The organism is Streptomyces sp. TOM-9 (assembly GCF_056858595.1).
Genome location: NZ_JBXEQB010000001.1, coordinates 1,153,831 through 1,169,152, shown reverse-complemented (window position 1 = coordinate 1,169,152; position 15,322 = coordinate 1,153,831). Strand labels below are relative to the sequence as shown.

Annotated in this window: 24 protein-coding genes; 13 read left to right on the top strand and 11 right to left on the bottom strand. The window is 71.3% G+C overall.

Features of this window, described 5'->3' with window-relative positions; translation table 11 throughout:
• Window positions 1–29: 29 nt before the first annotated feature.
• The 5 genes from AC1VWI_RS05540 to AC1VWI_RS05520 all read right to left on the bottom strand — a co-directional run bounded on the left by AC1VWI_RS05540 (window position 30) and on the right by AC1VWI_RS05520 (window position 4,988).
• Entirely contained in the window at window positions 30–299 is a 270-nt protein-coding gene (locus tag AC1VWI_RS05540; RefSeq protein WP_499509791.1) for a hypothetical protein, read from the bottom strand.
• Window positions 296–1,315 carry a D-alanine--D-alanine ligase family protein gene (locus tag AC1VWI_RS05535; protein WP_499509790.1) on the bottom strand — a complete coding sequence of 340 codons (1,020 nt, stop codon included), beginning with the start codon at window positions 1,313–1,315 and terminating at the stop codon, window positions 296–298. The genes AC1VWI_RS05540 and AC1VWI_RS05535 overlap by 4 nt, the downstream gene beginning before the upstream one ends.
• Window positions 1,312–2,493: an alanine racemase gene (gene alr, locus AC1VWI_RS05530; RefSeq protein WP_499509789.1), complete on the bottom strand. Its 1,182-nt coding sequence runs from the start codon at window positions 2,491–2,493 to the stop codon at window positions 1,312–1,314. The genes AC1VWI_RS05535 and alr overlap by 4 nt, the downstream gene beginning before the upstream one ends.
• Before the next feature lie 812 nt (window positions 2,494–3,305).
• Complete coding sequence (locus tag AC1VWI_RS05525; protein ID WP_499516726.1) at window positions 3,306–3,629, bottom strand: SDR family oxidoreductase; 324 nt, start codon at window positions 3,627–3,629, stop codon at window positions 3,306–3,308.
• A gap of 363 nt (window positions 3,630–3,992) precedes the next feature.
• Window positions 3,993–4,988 (bottom strand): helix-turn-helix domain-containing protein, encoded by a 996-nt coding sequence (locus AC1VWI_RS05520; protein ID WP_499509788.1) that lies wholly within the window; start codon window positions 4,986–4,988, stop codon window positions 3,993–3,995.
• Window positions 4,989–5,150: 162 nt separating this feature from the next.
• Between AC1VWI_RS05520 and AC1VWI_RS05515 the strand changes: the two genes are divergently transcribed.
• Together AC1VWI_RS05515 and AC1VWI_RS05510 are read left to right on the top strand one after the other, a co-directional pair.
• Window positions 5,151–5,459: a hypothetical protein gene (locus AC1VWI_RS05515; RefSeq protein ID WP_499509787.1), complete on the top strand. Its 309-nt coding sequence runs from the start codon at window positions 5,151–5,153 to the stop codon at window positions 5,457–5,459.
• 171 nt (window positions 5,460–5,630) lie between these two features.
• The gene (locus AC1VWI_RS05510) at window positions 5,631–5,804 is read left to right on the top strand and encodes a hypothetical protein (RefSeq protein WP_499509786.1); all 174 of its coding nucleotides are present in this window, start codon (window positions 5,631–5,633) and stop codon (window positions 5,802–5,804) included.
• A gap of 142 nt (window positions 5,805–5,946) precedes the next feature.
• Here AC1VWI_RS05510 and AC1VWI_RS05505 read toward each other — a convergent pair whose 3' ends face one another.
• A complete protein-coding gene (locus AC1VWI_RS05505; RefSeq protein WP_499509785.1) occupies window positions 5,947–6,303 on the bottom strand; it encodes a VOC family protein in 357 nt (118 codons plus the stop codon).
• Window positions 6,304–6,426: 123 nt separating this feature from the next.
• Window positions 6,427–7,716: a tachylectin-related carbohydrate-binding protein gene (locus AC1VWI_RS05500; protein WP_499509784.1), complete on the bottom strand. Its 1,290-nt coding sequence runs from the start codon at window positions 7,714–7,716 to the stop codon at window positions 6,427–6,429.
• A gap of 281 nt (window positions 7,717–7,997) precedes the next feature.
• Here AC1VWI_RS05500 and AC1VWI_RS05495 point away from each other — a divergent pair, with 281 nt between their 5' ends.
• From AC1VWI_RS05495 to AC1VWI_RS05480, 4 genes are read left to right on the top strand one after another with little or no spacing between them, the layout of a single operon-like run.
• Window positions 7,998–8,531, top strand: coding sequence for a hypothetical protein (locus AC1VWI_RS05495; protein ID WP_499509783.1), 534 nt, complete (start codon window positions 7,998–8,000; stop codon window positions 8,529–8,531).
• Window positions 8,518–8,820 carry a hypothetical protein gene (locus AC1VWI_RS05490; RefSeq protein ID WP_499509782.1) on the top strand — a complete coding sequence of 101 codons (303 nt, stop codon included), beginning with the start codon at window positions 8,518–8,520 and terminating at the stop codon, window positions 8,818–8,820. Before AC1VWI_RS05495 ends, AC1VWI_RS05490 begins: the two co-directional genes overlap by 14 nt.
• Before the next feature lie 35 nt (window positions 8,821–8,855).
• Window positions 8,856–9,107 (top strand): hypothetical protein, encoded by a 252-nt coding sequence (locus AC1VWI_RS05485; protein ID WP_499509781.1) that lies wholly within the window; start codon window positions 8,856–8,858, stop codon window positions 9,105–9,107.
• A 1-nt stretch (window position 9,108) separates the two neighbouring features.
• Window positions 9,109–9,540, top strand: a complete 432-nt coding sequence (locus AC1VWI_RS05480) for a DUF5994 family protein (protein WP_499509780.1) — start codon at window positions 9,109–9,111, stop codon at window positions 9,538–9,540.
• Between the two features lie 13 nt (window positions 9,541–9,553).
• Here the strand turns inward: AC1VWI_RS05480 and AC1VWI_RS05475 are convergent, their stop codons facing one another.
• Window positions 9,554–9,805, bottom strand: coding sequence for an SCO5918 family protein (locus tag AC1VWI_RS05475; protein WP_499509779.1), 252 nt, complete (start codon window positions 9,803–9,805; stop codon window positions 9,554–9,556).
• 286 nt (window positions 9,806–10,091) lie between these two features.
• On the opposite strand from AC1VWI_RS05475, the gene AC1VWI_RS05470 reads away from it, so the two are divergent.
• Window positions 10,092–10,298: a cold-shock protein gene (locus tag AC1VWI_RS05470; protein ID WP_499509778.1), complete on the top strand. Its 207-nt coding sequence runs from the start codon at window positions 10,092–10,094 to the stop codon at window positions 10,296–10,298.
• A gap of 161 nt (window positions 10,299–10,459) precedes the next feature.
• Window positions 10,460–10,861 carry a hypothetical protein gene (locus tag AC1VWI_RS05465; protein ID WP_499509777.1) on the top strand — a complete coding sequence of 134 codons (402 nt, stop codon included), beginning with the start codon at window positions 10,460–10,462 and terminating at the stop codon, window positions 10,859–10,861.
• A gap of 59 nt (window positions 10,862–10,920) precedes the next feature.
• Here the strand turns inward: AC1VWI_RS05465 and AC1VWI_RS05460 are convergent, their stop codons facing one another.
• Genes AC1VWI_RS05460 through AC1VWI_RS05450 form a run of 3 tightly spaced genes read right to left on the bottom strand, consistent with a single transcriptional unit; the run spans window position 10,921 to window position 12,589 of the window.
• A complete protein-coding gene (locus tag AC1VWI_RS05460) occupies window positions 10,921–11,295 on the bottom strand; it encodes an Asp23/Gls24 family envelope stress response protein (protein WP_499509776.1) in 375 nt (124 codons plus the stop codon).
• The gene (locus tag AC1VWI_RS05455; protein WP_499509775.1) at window positions 11,292–11,951 is read right to left on the bottom strand and encodes an Asp23/Gls24 family envelope stress response protein; all 660 of its coding nucleotides are present in this window, start codon (window positions 11,949–11,951) and stop codon (window positions 11,292–11,294) included. Before AC1VWI_RS05455 ends, AC1VWI_RS05460 begins: the two co-directional genes overlap by 4 nt.
• Window positions 11,942–12,589 (bottom strand): RNA polymerase sigma factor, encoded by a 648-nt coding sequence (locus AC1VWI_RS05450; RefSeq protein ID WP_499509774.1) that lies wholly within the window; start codon window positions 12,587–12,589, stop codon window positions 11,942–11,944. Before AC1VWI_RS05450 ends, AC1VWI_RS05455 begins: the two co-directional genes overlap by 10 nt.
• A gap of 152 nt (window positions 12,590–12,741) precedes the next feature.
• On the opposite strand from AC1VWI_RS05450, the gene AC1VWI_RS05445 reads away from it, so the two are divergent.
• The 5 genes from AC1VWI_RS05445 (at window position 12,742) to AC1VWI_RS05425 (ending at window position 15,307) form a co-directional block, all read left to right on the top strand.
• The gene (locus tag AC1VWI_RS05445; RefSeq protein ID WP_499509773.1) at window positions 12,742–13,236 is read left to right on the top strand and encodes an Asp23/Gls24 family envelope stress response protein; all 495 of its coding nucleotides are present in this window, start codon (window positions 12,742–12,744) and stop codon (window positions 13,234–13,236) included.
• Between the two features lie 93 nt (window positions 13,237–13,329).
• A complete protein-coding gene (locus AC1VWI_RS05440) occupies window positions 13,330–13,521 on the top strand; it encodes a hypothetical protein (protein ID WP_499509772.1) in 192 nt (63 codons plus the stop codon).
• Window positions 13,518–13,931 (top strand): Asp23/Gls24 family envelope stress response protein, encoded by a 414-nt coding sequence (locus AC1VWI_RS05435; protein WP_499509771.1) that lies wholly within the window; start codon window positions 13,518–13,520, stop codon window positions 13,929–13,931. Before AC1VWI_RS05440 ends, AC1VWI_RS05435 begins: the two co-directional genes overlap by 4 nt.
• Before the next feature lie 247 nt (window positions 13,932–14,178).
• Window positions 14,179–14,679 (top strand): DUF6286 domain-containing protein, encoded by a 501-nt coding sequence (locus AC1VWI_RS05430; RefSeq protein WP_499509770.1) that lies wholly within the window; start codon window positions 14,179–14,181, stop codon window positions 14,677–14,679.
• A 19-nt stretch (window positions 14,680–14,698) separates the two neighbouring features.
• On the top strand, window positions 14,699–15,307 hold the full coding sequence (locus AC1VWI_RS05425; protein ID WP_499509769.1) for an Asp23/Gls24 family envelope stress response protein: 609 nt from the start codon (window positions 14,699–14,701) through the stop codon (window positions 15,305–15,307).
• Window positions 15,308–15,322 lie beyond the last annotated feature (15 nt).

Sequence of the window (15,322 nt, the reverse complement as noted above, 5' to 3'; positions counted from 1 at the left end):
GGAAACCGCTCCGGGTGTCGCCTCCAGTGTCACCGATACGCCCCGGAAGACCCGGATCCATCCGCGCGCACCATCGGTGTGGCCGCGTCCGGCGCCGGGGGCGGGGGCGGTGTGCGCTCCGGCTTCGTGTGGATGTCGTCCGTTCCCGTGCCCAGGACGACGACGTCGAAGACGGTCTGGGCGTAGACACGGGCGGTGCGCAGCAGGTGGTGCATGCGGTGGTGCCCTCCGTTGCTCTCGTGGTGGATCGCGGCGGCGCCGGGACCCTGGTCGGTGGTGAGGCGGTGCTGCCCGGTCACGGCCGCACCTGCGCCGGGGAGGACGGGTCAGGTGCGGCGAGCGCCCCGCGGACCAGTTCGTCGAGCAGTGCGGGGTAGCCCAGGCCCTGGTGCGTGAACATTTTGGGGACCTGGGACTGGGCGGTCATGCCGGGCATGGTGTTGACCTCGTTCAGCACGGGACCGTCGGGGGTGAGGAAGAAGTCGCAGCGGGCCACTCCGCGGCAGCCCAGCGCGGTGAACAGGGCGAGGGACGCCTCGGTGAGCCGGTCCAGCTCGTCGGCGGACAGGGCGGCGGGTATGCGGAACCGGGCTCCGCCGTCGTACTTCTGTTCCGTGTCGAAGAGGCGGCCGTCGTCCAGCAGGATCTCCAGCGGTGGTCCGACCGTCAGACGGCCGTCCGCGCGCTGCAGCACGGCGAGGTCGACCTCGCGTCCGCTCACGAGGTCCTCGACCAGGACCCGGTCGTCGATCCGGAGCGCCGCGGCGATGGCCGGGGCGAGCTCCGCCGCCTCGGTGACGAGGGCCACGCCGTGACTGGACCCCGCGGCGACGGGCTTGACGACGACCGGGCCGTGGAAGCGCACCTGGTCGGCGTCGCCGGTGGTGACCAGGAAGCCCGGTGCGACGGCGATGCCGACGGCTTCGGCCACCAGCTTGGTCGCCCACTTGTCCATGGCGAGGGCGCCGCCCCGCACACCGGCGCCGACGTACGGCAGGTCCGCGAGGTCGAGCAGGGCGGCGAGCGTGCCGTCCTCGCCCTGCGGGCCGTGCATCGCGGGGAACACCACGTCGCAGCCGGCGAGCAGGGTCAGGGCCGCGGACAGGCTCGCCGCGGGCGTGCCCGCCAGCGGGTGCCCGGCGCCGTCCCGCCACACACCGTCCCGCCCGATGGTGAGCGACAGCACGTCGTAGGCGGTGGGATCGAGTGCCGCGCCGACGGACGCGGCGGAGGCCAGGGACACCTCGTGCTCGTCGCTGCGGCCGCCGCCGATCACGGCGACCCGGACGCGCCGGGCCTCGGACGCGGGGATCATGCGGCCACCGCCGGCTGCTGCACCGTGCGGCGCAGTCGCGCGCCCAGGCCGGTCACGATCTCGTGCTCGATGGTGCCGGACCAGCGGGCCCACTCCCGGAGGGTGGGCTCGCCCTGGTCACCGGCGCCGAAGACGGTGGCGACGTCGCCGGGGGCGGCCGGGTGCTCGCCGGTGTCGACGATGATCTGATCCATGGAGATCCGGCCCACAACGGGGCGGCGGCGCCCGGCGAGGAGCACTTCGGCCCGGCCGGAAGCGGCGCGGGGAAGCCCGTCGGCGTATCCGACCGCCACCAGTGCCAGGTGGGTGCCGCGGCGGGCGCTCCATGTGTGCCCGTAGCCGGCCCGGGTCCCGGCGGTGACCGTGCGGACGGAGACCACGGGGGCGGTCAGCGTCAGCGCGGGCCGCAGCGGGGTCGTCCGCGTCGGATCGATGCCGAAGAGCCCGGCGCCGACACGGCTCAGGTCGAACCGGGTCCGCGGATCGGTGAGGGTCGCCGAGGTGGCGGCCACGTGCCGGAGGGCCGGCCGCAGACCGGCCTCCGCCGCGGTGACCGTCGCAGCCCGGAACAGTTCGAGGGCCTGGTCGGTGCACGGGTCGCCCGGGGTGTCCGCGCAGCCCAGGTGACTCATGACGCCGACCACCCGGACCAGGCCCGCACGCTCCGCGTTCCGGGCAAGACGGCACAGGTCGGCCCATTCCCGGGGGTCGGCACCCTCGCGGGCCATCCCGGTGTCCACCTGGAGGTGGACCTCGGCGGTCCAGCCCGTCCGGGACGCGGCACGGGTCACGGCGGCCAGGTGTTCGTGCCCGGGAACGGCCAGTGAGACACCCGCCCGCAGCGCCTCCTCGAAGGCGGCGTCGACCGGATTGAGCCAGCTCAGGATCGGCACCCGCAATCCCGCGCGCCTGAGGTGCAGTGCCTCCTCGACGGACGTCACGCCGAGCGAGGTCGCCCCCGCGCCCAGGGCGGCGGAAGCGGCCTCCGCCGCGCCGTGTCCAAAGCCGCCGGCCTTGACCACGGCCATCACGCGGGCGGCGCGCGCCGCGAAGACCCGGGTGTTCGCGGCGACCGCCGTCAGGTCCACCCGCAGCTCGGGCCCGGTCCGGTGGCCGGGCAGCGTACGGAGTGGGTCGGCGGCACGGACGGCGGAACCGATCGGTGGAACGCAGTGCATGGGGTGCCCTTCGGAGGTGTCACAGTCAGGCCGGTGCCCTGCGACCGGGAAGGCTCAGGGCATCACCGCAGGTGGGTGAGGTTCGAGCCCCCGCCGGTCCGGGCGCTCGGCCCGGCCCTGCAGCCCGGGCGAGGCCGCCCGCGGATGCGGTGCACGAGCCGGAGCTCATGCCAGGAAGGCTATGAAGAGCCGATGACCGTCCGCTTCGGGCGGAAGTCGGACCTCTTGGGGCGTCGCTACGACTTTCGGCTGAACGCGGCCGCCACCGAAAGACGAGAGCGAAGACCGCTCCGTCACCCCGCCGCCGGGGGGCGTCCCGTGTGGTCGGGGGGTCTGCTGTACCCCCGGTGGAGCCGACCGTGGGGTGAGCAGTGGGCTTCCCGGCCTTCAGCGCGGATGGTGCCCTGGATGTGTCGAGGCCCTGGCCACCTGAGCCGGGGCGGGGCTTCAGAAAGGTGATCAGCGGCCATGCGACACATCCACGGCGGAGGCCGTCATCGGCGGCTCACGACTCCGTCCGCCTCCGGGAGGCAGCCATGAGCCAGGCCCCCGCCCGCACCAGGCCTCCCGCGGCCACCCGCCGTCCCCGCGCCCTTGACGGCACCGACGCGGCGCACCCGTCCGACGTCGTCGCCCGGTTCGATCGCGAAGCCATGCCGTTTCTCGACCGGCTGTACGCCGCGGCGATCCACCTGACCGATCACCGCGCCGCAGCGGAGGGCCTGGTCGAGCAGACGTACGTGCGGGCTTTCGGCGCATTCGAGTCGTCCCAGGCGGGGAGCAGCCTGAAGAGGACGCCGGGTGGTGGGTCGTCAGGCCTGGGCCGTGCCCTGGACGATGACCTCGCTGACGTTGACGTCGGCGGGCTGTGCGATCGCGTAGCCGATCGCTTCGGCGATGGCCGAGGCGTCGACGCCGACGGCGTCGAGTGCCGCTCGCACCGCGCCCTGCACGTCAGCGTTGCCACCTGAGTGGGTGAGCTCGGTGTGGGTCAGGCCCGGGCTGACGACCGTGACGCGGAGGTCCGCGCTTTCCTGCCGCAGGCCGTCGGACACGGCGCGCACGGCGAACTTGGACGCGCAGTGGACGACCCCGGTCGGGTCGACCCGGTGGGCGGCTGTGGAGGCGACGTTCAGCCTTGCGTCGTAAGGTTTCGCCCCCGGGGTTTCGGTAGCGCCTGGGAGGCTAGGCGACCCTCCGGAGCCGCCCGCCCGGTCGGGTGTGGTGATGGTGCACGGGGCCGGGCGGGCTCCCGAAGCGGTTCCGCCGGCCGCAATCGCCCCTGAGCGGCGGCCCCGGCCTGTGTTTCACGATGCCCCCTGGCCGGGGCCGCCCGGACATGGAGAAGGGCCCCGTGTCGCCATCGGGGCCCTCGGGCCGTGCCCGCGGTGGTGGCCGCGGGCAACATCACGAGCGTAGCCACCCCCCACGCCGTCCGCCGTGGTCTTGGGGCCGACGCGCCGCAAAGGCCCACCAGGCCGGTGCCTGCGGCCTGGGCCTCAGAACCTGGCCGGCAGCCAGCCCCGCTGCACGGCGCGCACGCCGGCCTCGAAACGGCTGCGTGCGTCGAGGCGGTCCATCAGCTCGGAGGCGATCCGCCGGGCCGTGCGGTGTGACACCCCGAGCCGCTTGGCGATCGCCTCGTCGGTGTGGCCCTCGGCCAGGAGCCGGAGGGTGGTCGCCTGCTGGCCGGTGAGCCCGTGCGGGTCGGTGGGCGCGATCTCGCCGAGCGGCTGGGCGGCCTCCCAGGTGGTCTCGAAGAGCGCGCACAGCGCGGTGAGCGTGCCCTGGCCGGTCAGCAGGACGGCGCCCGCGGCGGTGTCGTCGCTGCTGACCGGGATCATGGCGGTCAGCCGGTCCATGATGATCATCCGGGTCGGCAGGGACGGGGTTGTGCGGATCCGACCGCCCAGTCCGGCCAGCCAGGTGGCGTGCTCGACGGTGGGCCGGTGGGTGCGGACGCTGTCGAGGTAGATCGTGCGCATGCGCACCCCGCGGTCGAGCAGATCCTCGTTGAGCGGCCGCGAGGCGGCCATGTTCTCCGCGGTCTGCGGACCGCCAGGGGCGAAGGTCAGGAATTCCTCGCGTACCTCGCGGGTGAGCACGGTCAGCCGGTCGCGTATCCGGTCGAGGCCCACCAGATGCTCCACCCCGGGATGGCTGGTGGCGGGACGGAGCTCGGCGTACTCGGAGATGAGCTGGGCCGCGGCGGCCCGCGAGGCTTCGAGGCGCTGCTGCTGGGCCGCCAGCTGGGCCTGCTGGCGGCCCATCAGGACCTCCATGCCGACGTCCGGTGAGACGGCCCGGAGGCGGCCCGCGTCCCCGGCGGCAGGGCGTACCAGGGCCAGCTCGCTCAGGGTGTCGAGGGCCTCGCCCACCTCTTCCACGGAGAGCCCCACGGCGTGGGCGAGGCCCGCGACACCGGCGTTCGGGTCTCTGAGCATGGCGCGGTACACCGTCTCCGCGACGGAATCGAGTCCGAGAGCGGTCAGCATCTGGTTCCCCCTGGTTTTCCTGCGTGCGGCATCCCCTGTTCGACGGCGATCTTCGCAGAGCGACGGGGGATCGTCACGGAGGCAGGACGGAACCGGCCAGGGCCCCAACGGTCCAGTGTTCAAACGGACTTGCTCACGATTTCGGTTGAGACTCTGGAGCGCATGTACCTGGTCCATGCACATCTGGCACTCCCCTCCGACGAGGAGCTGCCGCAGAACGTCAAGGCGTTGGTGCGATCGGCGATCGTCCCCCGTGACCGCGTCGAGCACGTCGCCGTGCACCCGACCCCTCCCTCCGAACTCACACTCGGCTTCTATCTGCTGGCCGGTGGGCTCGACGAGGCGGAGGAACGGGCCCTTCGGGTCTGCCGCCGACTGCTGCGCGACGTGCCGCAGTTGGCCACGGCGCGCTTGACCGGCGCGGGGGTGCCGCTGATGCCGCTGGCCTTCCTGCCCGAGACGGTGGACTGAACCGGCCCGTGTGGACGCATCAGTCCAAGGCCCTTTCCGTCCATCCCCGAAGCCTTTCCACAGGCTTGAGCTGCGACGAACCTATTGGTCACCGGCCGGGCCGAGCGTCACCGCGGGACGCGAGGGCGGGCCGGACATCGCATCTCTCCTCCGGAAGGAACGGACACAGGCATGCTTCGCAACCGAATCGCCAAGGTCGCCGCGGTCTGCTCTCTCGTCGTCGCCGCGGCTCTCGCCGCCCCGGTGGTCACGCCCCGGTCCACGGCCGACGCGGTTCCGTCCTCCTCCGTCCTCGTCGCCGACGCCGGCTGGCAGGTCACCCCGGCGGACGCCGGCTGGCAGTAGGCCGCCCGCCACCGACAGCCACTCGCTGCGGCCCGTGCAAAGGGCGGCGCTCCTTCGAAGCGAAGGGGCGCCGCCCTTTACGGCTGGTGGGAGTCGGCCGCCACGGTCCGCCTGAGTGGATCGGTGTCAGGCGCGGGGGTTCTCACTGACGTCGGTTGCCGAGGACACAGAACTCGTTGCCCTCGGGGTCCGCCATGACGACCCACGACGACTGGTCACCCTGGCCGATGTCGACACGCTTGGCGCCATGGGCCTCGAGACGGGCCACCTCGGCGTTCTGGTCATCGGGCCTGAAGTCGAGATGCAGCCGGCTCTTGCCCTGCTTGAGCTCGTTGATCCGGACGAAGTCCAACCCTGGCATGCGATCCGGCTCCGGCCGGATCTCGAACTCGTCGTCGGAGGAGTGGACCACGACCCAGCCGAGAGCCTCGGCCCACCACTGCCCCAAGGCCGCCGGATTCACCGAGTGAACGATTACCTGTTCCCATTCCAAGGTCATCTTCCGAGTGTAGGCCTGCCGTCCCTTCGCACGCAGGCGCTTGAAGCGCTCGGAGCTCCGGGTCGCGGACGCCTCGAAGGCCCCGCGGGGATCCGCGGGGCCTTCGAGGCGTCGGGTGGGGCGTCAGGCGATCTTCTTGTACCGCAGGGCGACGTACGACGAGGCCGGGTGGCCGCCGATGTCGCCGCTGTAGACGTTCGCGGTCGAGTAGTTCATGTCCGTGGCCGTGCTGCCCTCGGCGTAGTAGTAGAAGGTGCCCGCGTCCTGGTTCTTCCAGCCCGCGAAGAGGACGGCGTGGTCGGAGTAGTCGTTCAGCGCGTCACCGGGCCTGAGGTCGGCCTTGTTGATCTGCGTGCTCACGCTGGGGAGGGTCTCGGTCGTGAGCGAGGTGGTGAGGTGCCAGGTCATGGAGACGAAGCCGGAGCAGTCGGTGCGGTAGGAGTGGTCGCCGTCGACGTCGGTGGCGTAGGCGCTCTGGCTGTACTGGATGTTGCGGTTGTACCAGTCCTTGGCCCGGGCGATGACCTCGTTGCGGTAGATGGTGCCGCCCTGGACGGACTTGGGCGGCGCCGGCGCCACGTAGGCGCAGTTGTTCGCGTAGGCCGACAGCAGGCTCTGCGTCCAGCCGGACGCGTCCACCGGGTCGTCGGAGTGGTACGCGATGTCGCTGCCGTCACCGTCGGTCGGGTCCGAGTCGTGGTACCAGTACATGCCGCCGTTGGTACGGCCGTAGTAGAGGCCGCCGCCCGGCGAGGAGAGCGAGTCCACCGCCGACCAGCCGCTCGGCTTCAGGACCGAGCTGTCCCAGTCGTTCACGCCGTTGATCTTGTAGCTGAGCAGTCGGCCGTCCGAGGTCGAGGCGATGATGCGGTCGTCGCCCGCGGCGGCGAGGGTCTTGAGGACGAAGCCGGTGTCGATCACGACGTGCTGGCCTATGTGGGCGGACCCTGCGGGCTTGGCCTGCGACACCAAGTATTGGTGGAGCTGGCCGTCGACCGTCCCGTAGAGGTGACCGGCGCCGTCGTAGACCAACTTGTCGAAGGTCCAGCCGCCGTCCCAGATCTTGACGACGCCCGCGAGCGTGAGGGACGTGTTGTTCGTCTGCACGTCGACCCGGTAGAGGTCGCCGGTGGTCGAAGTGACCAGCACCGTGTTGAAGTTGAGGGCCGCCATCGTCTTGGGCGTGAAGCCGAGGTTCGGGCCGATGAGCGTCTTGACGCGGTCGCCGGTGTTCGGCTCGATCTGCGTGTACGTCAGCCGGCCGTCGGACAGCGTGCCGTACATCGACACGTCACCACTGCACGACGCGACGGCGTGCGCGGCTCCGGCGGTGGTCGCGACCAATCCGAGGGACATCGCGCTGACGGCGACCACGGCGGCGGTGGTACGACGGACGGCATGGCCCAGCTTCATGATTTCTCCTGCGGTGGGTGGTTCGAGCGGGCGAAGGCACACCCCGGCCCAAACAGCTGCCCTGCAGGTGCAGCTGTGAAGGATGTCTCGGGTGTGACGCCCGGTGGCAGGAACTACTTTCGCCGCAGGTCACGCGGCTTGGAAGAGAAGACGAATGGACGTAAACGGCCCTGGCCCATTGCGTCCTGACGGCGCGCTGGGCGCGCTGGGAGGTCAGGCATGCGGCCTGGACCGTCGCGGACAGACCAATTCCATGTGAAGATCACCGCGACCGTCTCGCAATGGGGGGAAGCGTGCGACCACGAGGTGTGGAACTTCCGCATGCCCGTGCGGCCGACCTCAACATCAGACAGAAGCTCGGACTGCGCCGCACCGTTCCGGTAGCCGGGGCGGTGTTCCTGGTGGCCGTCGCCGGCATCGCGTTCGGTGTCTGGGCGGCGTTCTTCCGGACGCCCTACACGCTCGCCGATTCGCCGGGAGTCGATGTGACGGTCCGGGCCGGGCAATCGGACTACCCGGATGTGGCGGAGACGGCCGACGAGGTGGAAACCCTCATCAAGGTGTACGTACAGCGGCTCAAGGCGGGAGACGTCGAGGGGCTGGTGAGGCTGTCCGGTCCCGCGTACGAGCACCCCCAGGGGGACGCCGCGACGTTCGTGCGCGAGTACGCCGACGGAGCCGAGGGCCATGTCGAGGCCGTGGTCGTCGAAGGAACGGTCCCGTATGGGGCCGGCCGGGGCGGTCCACCGGCCTCAGACGGGGGCGGAGCCTCCGTTCTCGCTGGTCAGAGCCATAACGACCTTGACCGTCGGTAATCAGGAGTACGGTGGGGGCACCGAAGGCATTTCGTGCGTTGGCATCAGCGTTGGCGTCGTCGTCGGATCAGGCGCGCCCGGCCAACCAGCCGGGCCGGAAGGCGGCGTCATGGCCGCGACGACGATTCGGGCGACCGGTTGTGCCGCCGAACTCGCTTTGGCCCGCGGCTTTCGTCCTCTCGATCGGACCACCGCGGCGGCGTGGATCACGCGAAAGAAGCACGAGCAGGCCGCTACTCCGGAAACCCACGGCCAGGAAACGGCGTGTGAGGGCGAAGGCGGCCGGTGAGCCGCGGGTCCGTCGCGAGAAGACTGGAGACACACATGGGAACCGACGCATCGCTCCCGGAGGGCGAACTTGCCGAGGTCCGTATCACCGCCGCCTCACCGGAAGTGGCACGACGCGTGGCCGAGGTACTGCGTACGTGGTTCGCGAGCACCGAACAACGCAGCTACCCCGCCGGCGTCACGGGCAGTGGCACCCGACTGCATCTGACGGTGGACACCGCCCACACCCCGGAGCGGCACAGCGGATTCCAGCGGTGGCTCGCCGCCGCTTCACGGACGGGTGGCTGAGGTGCCCATCGGCAGCATGCAGGCCACCCGCCCGGGGGCCGAAGAGGGGCCTGTCCGGGTCAGGCTGGTCCGGCGCGACCTGGGGCCGCACTGGCTGGACGGCGTGTGGTGGCCGCGGACGCACGATCTCGGCAAGGGCCTGCCCGGTCTGCTGGCGGCCCTGGACGAACGCTGGCCCGGCATCAGCCGCATCACGGTGAGCGGTCCGATGTGGCGCATGGGGCCACAGGAGTTCCGGTTCGGCGGCCGGAACATACACATCAACCGGGCCGCCGCGACCCCGCGGCCGAACACGATCTGTCTGGTGTCCTACGGGGTCGGCCGCTGCGACCTCCTGGTCGTGCCTCCGGGCGCGACGCCTGATGACGCGTGCCGCCTCATGGACTCCGTCGTCACTTCCGACGGCGCCCGCGCCGGGTGCCCGCCGAGGTGAGGGCCGCCGACGGTCAGACGTCGGTGGCGGCGGTAACGGTGTGGCAGGCGAATCCGAGGCGCGTCATGGCACGTGTGACCTCGGCCGCGGTGAAGTCCCGTCGGTCCTGGCGGGTGATCACGGCGCCCACCTGCTTGACGGGGTAGTACTGCTGCCCGATACGTACGGACTCGCCGGCCAGGGGTTCGGGGGAGACGCCGCTCATGGCCTGCTGCACCTCGCTGGGGGTGAGGTCGAAGGGGTAACCGGCGATGATGCAGCGCACTGGGTCTCCACACGATGGTCGGATGTACCTCGGGGAGTCAGCGTTGCACAGTGAGGCCGCCGGAGCGACAGGAGAAGGACACGAATAATTCGGTCTCCGTGATCCACCGCCGGCGGAGCATCTGTGTTAGCTTTTATGTGTTGCAGTTTTGGTACCCATGAACGTCATGTGCACCTGACCCACAGGTGCATTTTTGTTTTTCCGGTCCTTCCGGAGGGTCATTGCGGCGACAGGAGTCCGCGCAGTGTGGACTTCAGGCAACTGCTCCAGAAGGAGATGCTTCATCATGGCAACTGGCACCGTTAAGTGGTTCAACGCGGAAAAGGGCTTCGGCTTCATCGAGCAGGACGGCGGCGGCGCTGACGTCTTCGCCCACTACTCGAACATCGCCACCCAGGGCTTCCGCGAGCTCCAGGAGGGCCAGAAGGTGAGCTTCGACGTCACGCAGGGCCAGAAGGGCCCGCAGGCCGAGAACATCGTTCCGATCGGCTGACGTCGGAAAGCATCAGGGTCGGGGCCGGCACCCTTCGGGGGCCGGCCCCTTCCGCATTCCCCGGCCCTGTGGCCCCAGGCCTGCCCGTTTGAGTGTCGAATATTGGGCAGGGTTGCAGATAGGTCAATCATTCCTCTGGGGGTTGATGAAGGAAGGCCGTCATGGAGAAGAAGCACAGTAAGGGTCGGCAGGGCGCGAATCCGAGCCGGTCCAAGGGCGATGACCAGCACGGATGGTCGCAGGATGTGGACGCGACCCGTCAGGAGGAGAACCCGAGCGCGCATCGCTCCTTCCACCCGGACACCTATGCGCCGGGCGGGAAGACGCGCGAGCCGAGTCGGCAGGACATCGAGGACTCGCTGGAAGGCACGCCCGTGGAAGGCATCTCCCGCAGCGGCGAGGAACGGTCGGGGAAGTCCGGCAAGAGGGGCATCCAGGACACGGGGCGACGGGGCCCCTCGGGACGTCCCAGCGGGACGGAGGACGCCTCGGAAACCACCGGGGTGGACCCGCAGGAGCCGTCTGGCGGGCCTCCGCGTGGGAAGCGGGAGACGAATCCCTAGCCAGTCTCTCGACGCCGTCTCGCAGCAACACGATGGACGCGGGCCCATTCGGGGCCGGATCACGCACGTGTCCGTGCGATCCGGGTGATGGTGACGGTCACGGTGAGGGCCTCCCCGCTCCCGTGGGCCGTGACGAGCGGCATGAGTGATGCCCGGGTCCGGTCGTGGACCGTGCGGGCGACGTCCACGGCCCGGTGACCCTCGGCGAGGACGCAGCGTATCTCCACCTGCCAGCCCGAGCCGTCCGGGTCGCACGCCACGCGGATGCCCGACAGCGGCGAGGCGAACCTCTCGTGTGCCGCTCCCGGAACCGGGCGTGAAGCGGCTCGGGCGAGACGGCTGGCGAGAGTGGGCTGCAAGCCGAGCACCCCGTCGACCCCGAGGGCGGCCTCAGCGGCGCTCTGGCGAATGTCGGCAGGGTCGCAACCTGTCATGGGTCGGGTTCCAGCCCGCCCTGCGCGGGCTCCGAGATGCTCGCCGACCATGCGGCGTGGTGCACGTCGATCACCGTGACGTCTATCGCGGCCGCCAACAGGCCCAGCGCGTTGTGGGCGGCGTCCCGTACCGCGTGTCGCACCAGTGCCGCTGTCTCGGGCAGAGGGCGGTTCAGAGCGGCGGCCAGAGCGATGCTCACGCGTATGCCCGTCGGCTCGTCGGCCCGGGTGAGGCGACAACTGGCGGTCGTGACGCCGAGTACCGAGTCCGCGGCGCTCCGCAGCACGCCGGCCGCGGTGTGTTCGGCGATCCGCAGAGTGCGCGTGGGGTCGCCCAGCGGGAGCATCGGCCCCAGCAGTACCTCGTCACGGACGATGTCCATGACGCGGGAGACGAGGCTCTGTGTGCCGGGTGGTTCCTGCTCCCGCAGCGCCTGCGTCGCCCTGTCCAGTGCGGCCAGGCCGTCGACGGCATCGCGGCAGTAGGGGCACTCGGCGAGGTGGGGGTCCACGGGCGGACCGGTGTCCCTGGCCTGCTCCCAGGCGTGGCTGAGAGTGCGCCCGCAGGTGAGCACTTCGTCGCCGGTGTGACGGCGGACCTCGTCGAGAGGGCAGCCGTCCGCCGGAGGCCGGGGGGGATGGTCGTCTAGCGCCATGGGCCCAGTGCCTCCTTCAGGGTTCGTCGTGCTCGGTACAGTCGCCCGCGGACCGTTTGCTCGGTGGTGCCCGTGACGTGGGCGATCTGGGAGTAGGGGAGTCCGTGCAGTTCCCGCAGGATCCAGCAGATGCGCTGCTGCGGTTCCAGCGCGCCGAGCGCACCGGCCAGAGCGTCGGTGAGGGCGTCCTGTTCGGCTGCCCGCGCCGGCGAGCTCCGCATTCCGGGGGCGGCGGGTTCGGCCACCGAGTTCAACGGTACCGGGGCCGGCCGGTGGCGCAGGGAGTTCAGGCAGCGGTTGACGGTGATGCGGTACATCCAGGTCCTGAACGCCGCGCCATGACGGAAATCGGGCAGGCGCCGCCAGGCGCTGATGAAAGCGTCCTGAACGGCGTCCTCGGCGTCCTGCAGGTTGCCCAGCGTGTGGAAGGCCAGGGCGAGCAGCGGGCGGCTGTGACGCCGCACCAGGATCGCGAACGCCTCCTCGTCGCCTTCGCCGGCCCGGGTCGCGAGCAGGTCGTCCGGCGCGGACGGCAGGCCGTCGGCCAGGCCCGGGGGAACGGGGCCTGGGGGAACGGGACCCGGGGGCGTGCCGAGTGCGGCCGATCGGCGCGGGGAAGTGCCGGCGCTGTGCGTCATGACCGCACCTCCTCCCTGCGGTGTTACGCGTGCCCGGCTTCAGGCATGTGATGCCGGTTCGCGAATATGCATGACGAATTGCCTCCCGGATGTGTCCAAACCTGTGACGGGCGCCGTACCGGTGCCCGCAGCAACTGATCGAGGCGACTGCCATGACGGACACCACCGACCGTCCCTTCACCGGACAGGACGGCTCCGCCGGGACCGGGACGATGCTCAAGGGGCCGACCGGCGCGAACACCTCCCCCGAAACGCGGGGCCAGACCACCATCGCCGACGGCGTCGTGGCCAAGATCGCGGGAACTGCCGCTCGCGAGGTCCCCGGGATCCACAACCTCGGTGCGGGCATGGCCCGGGCCATGGGCGCCATGCGCGAACGCGTCCCCGGCGGCGGGACCGCAAGCGTAAGCCGCGGGGTGAAGGTCGAGGTGGGCGAGAGCCAGGCCGCGCTGGACCTCGACGTCGTCGTCGAGTACGGCTACGCCATCCCCGATGTGGCAGCAGAGGTCCGCGTCAGCGTCATCTCCGCCGTGGAACGCATGACCGGCCTTGAGGTCGTCGAGGTGAACCTCGTCGTCGACGACGTGAAGCTGCCCGACGAGGAAGAGGAAGACGAAACCGAGCCGGGCGAGGGCCGTGTCCGATGAACTCCGTCAGTGGGCCGTCAGCGGGTCCACCCACGCGGCACGAAGCGCGCCCGAGGCGGCGGCACACGCCGGCGCGGGACAGGTGAGTGAATCATGAATACAGCGACAGTGGGTCTGGCAGCCGGAATGGCACTGGGATTCGCGGGCTTCTTCGGCGGGTTCTGGGCCTTCCTCCTGGTAGCGGTCCTGGGCGCCGTGGGGTTGGGCGTCGGTCTCGTCCTGCAGGGTGACGCCGACGTGTTCACCCGGCGGCAGCGGGACGTGTCCGCCCGGCGGCCACGGTGAACACCAGCACCCGTGCCGCCGGTTCGTCCGGCCGTCCCCCCGGCGAGCCTGCGGAAGACGTCCACGGCCGCGTGCCGCCTGCCGCGCGTGGCGCGACGGTGATACCCGACCGGGTCGTGGCCCGCATCGCCGTCCGGGTCGCCGGCACGGCGCTGCGCCGACTCGTCGGCCCGAGGCAGCCGCGCACGGATCTGGCCGTACCGGGGGCTCGCGTGACCACGTACGGCGGGACGGCACAACTGGCGTTGTCGGTGGACCTTCCGTACCCCGCTGACATCGCCGTCACCTGCCGGCAACTGCAGCGCGAGGTCGCCGAACGGGTGGCCCAACTGACCGGGCTGGACGTCCGCGACGTCACGCTGACGATCCGGCGCCTGGCGACCGTCGGCGGCCCGGACCGCGTTCAGTGACCCCCGGCGCCTCGGCGGCGCCGGACGGAACCAGCCATCGTCACGCACGCACAGACCGAGGAGCCCCCCCATGACTCTCCCCTCCGGTATCGCACCTCCCGGCCGCCATGCACCGCGGCCCAAGACCGAAAGAGCCGCAGACCCGGGCCGACCCGGCATCCGTGCTCCGGCGGCGAGGTCGCCGGCGCGCGACAGCCGTGGGGCGAGGTCACCTCGCCTGTGGTCGGCACGCCGCATCCCGGCCACCGTGGTGGCTCTGGTGGCAGCCTGCGCCTTCGGGGTGGTGCTGTACGACGTGATCGCCGTGCGTGCCGGGCAGCGCGCCGCGGCGTGGCGCACCCGCCTCGCCGACGAGTTGGCCAGCCGCCCGGTCGACGATCTGTGGCTGCTGCTCGGCGCCTGCGTCGCCGTCCTCCTCGGCCTGTGGCTGCTCGTCCTCGCGCTCACCCCAGGCCTGCGCCGGCAGTTGCCGCTGCGGGCCCCCGACGGCTGTACCGGACTGCGGGCCTGGCTGGACCGTCGGGGAGCCGAACTGGTGCTGCGCGACGCCGCGATGCGGGTCCCGGGCATAGCCCGAGCCCGGGTCCGGGTCGGACGCCGCCGCGTCATCGCCCGAGCGGACGTCCGCTTCCGCGACCCGGCGACCGTCCGCGACGACCTCACCCAGGCCTTGCAGGACCAGTGCCGCCAGCTCGCTCTGGCACATGCCCCACGGCTGACGGTCCGCCTACGACACCACACCCGTTGACCCCGCCCGGGAGCGCGCCATGAACGGCCGATCCACACTCAACCGCCTCCTCCTGGCCATCAGCGGCCTGGTGCTGCTGGGTGGCGGGCTGCTGATCCTCACCGCGGCTCTCGACCTCTACCGTCGGATTCACGTGGCTGCGCCCGCCGGCTGGCCGCTGACCACGCACAATGACGTCCTGCTCAGCAACGCCGACCGGATCCGGTGGAGCGACCAGGGCTGGTGGTGGTGGCCCGCCGTCATCGCCGGCCTCACCCTGGCGACCGTGCTGGCCCTCCTGTGGCTGCTCGCCCAGTTCCGCCGCCAACGTCCCGGCTCGGTGCACCTGGGCGGAACGCCTCCGCCCGATGGTGTCGAACTGCGCGGCCGCGCCCTCAGCGACGCCGTGGCCGCCGAAGCAAGCGCTCTGCCCGGCGTCGGGCGGGCGGGTGCCCACATGACCGGACGCCCGGCGCACCCCCGGCTCGACGTGGCCGTCACGCTGACGGATCACGCCGCACCCGCCCCGGTCCTGCAGGCGCTGTGTCACGGTCCGGTCGCGCACGCGCGCGAGAGCACCGGGTTGACCGAACTGCCCACCCGGGCGTGCTTCGACGTCGGCAGGCACAAAGCGCGCCGCGTCGAATAGGGCGCCCGGATCGGG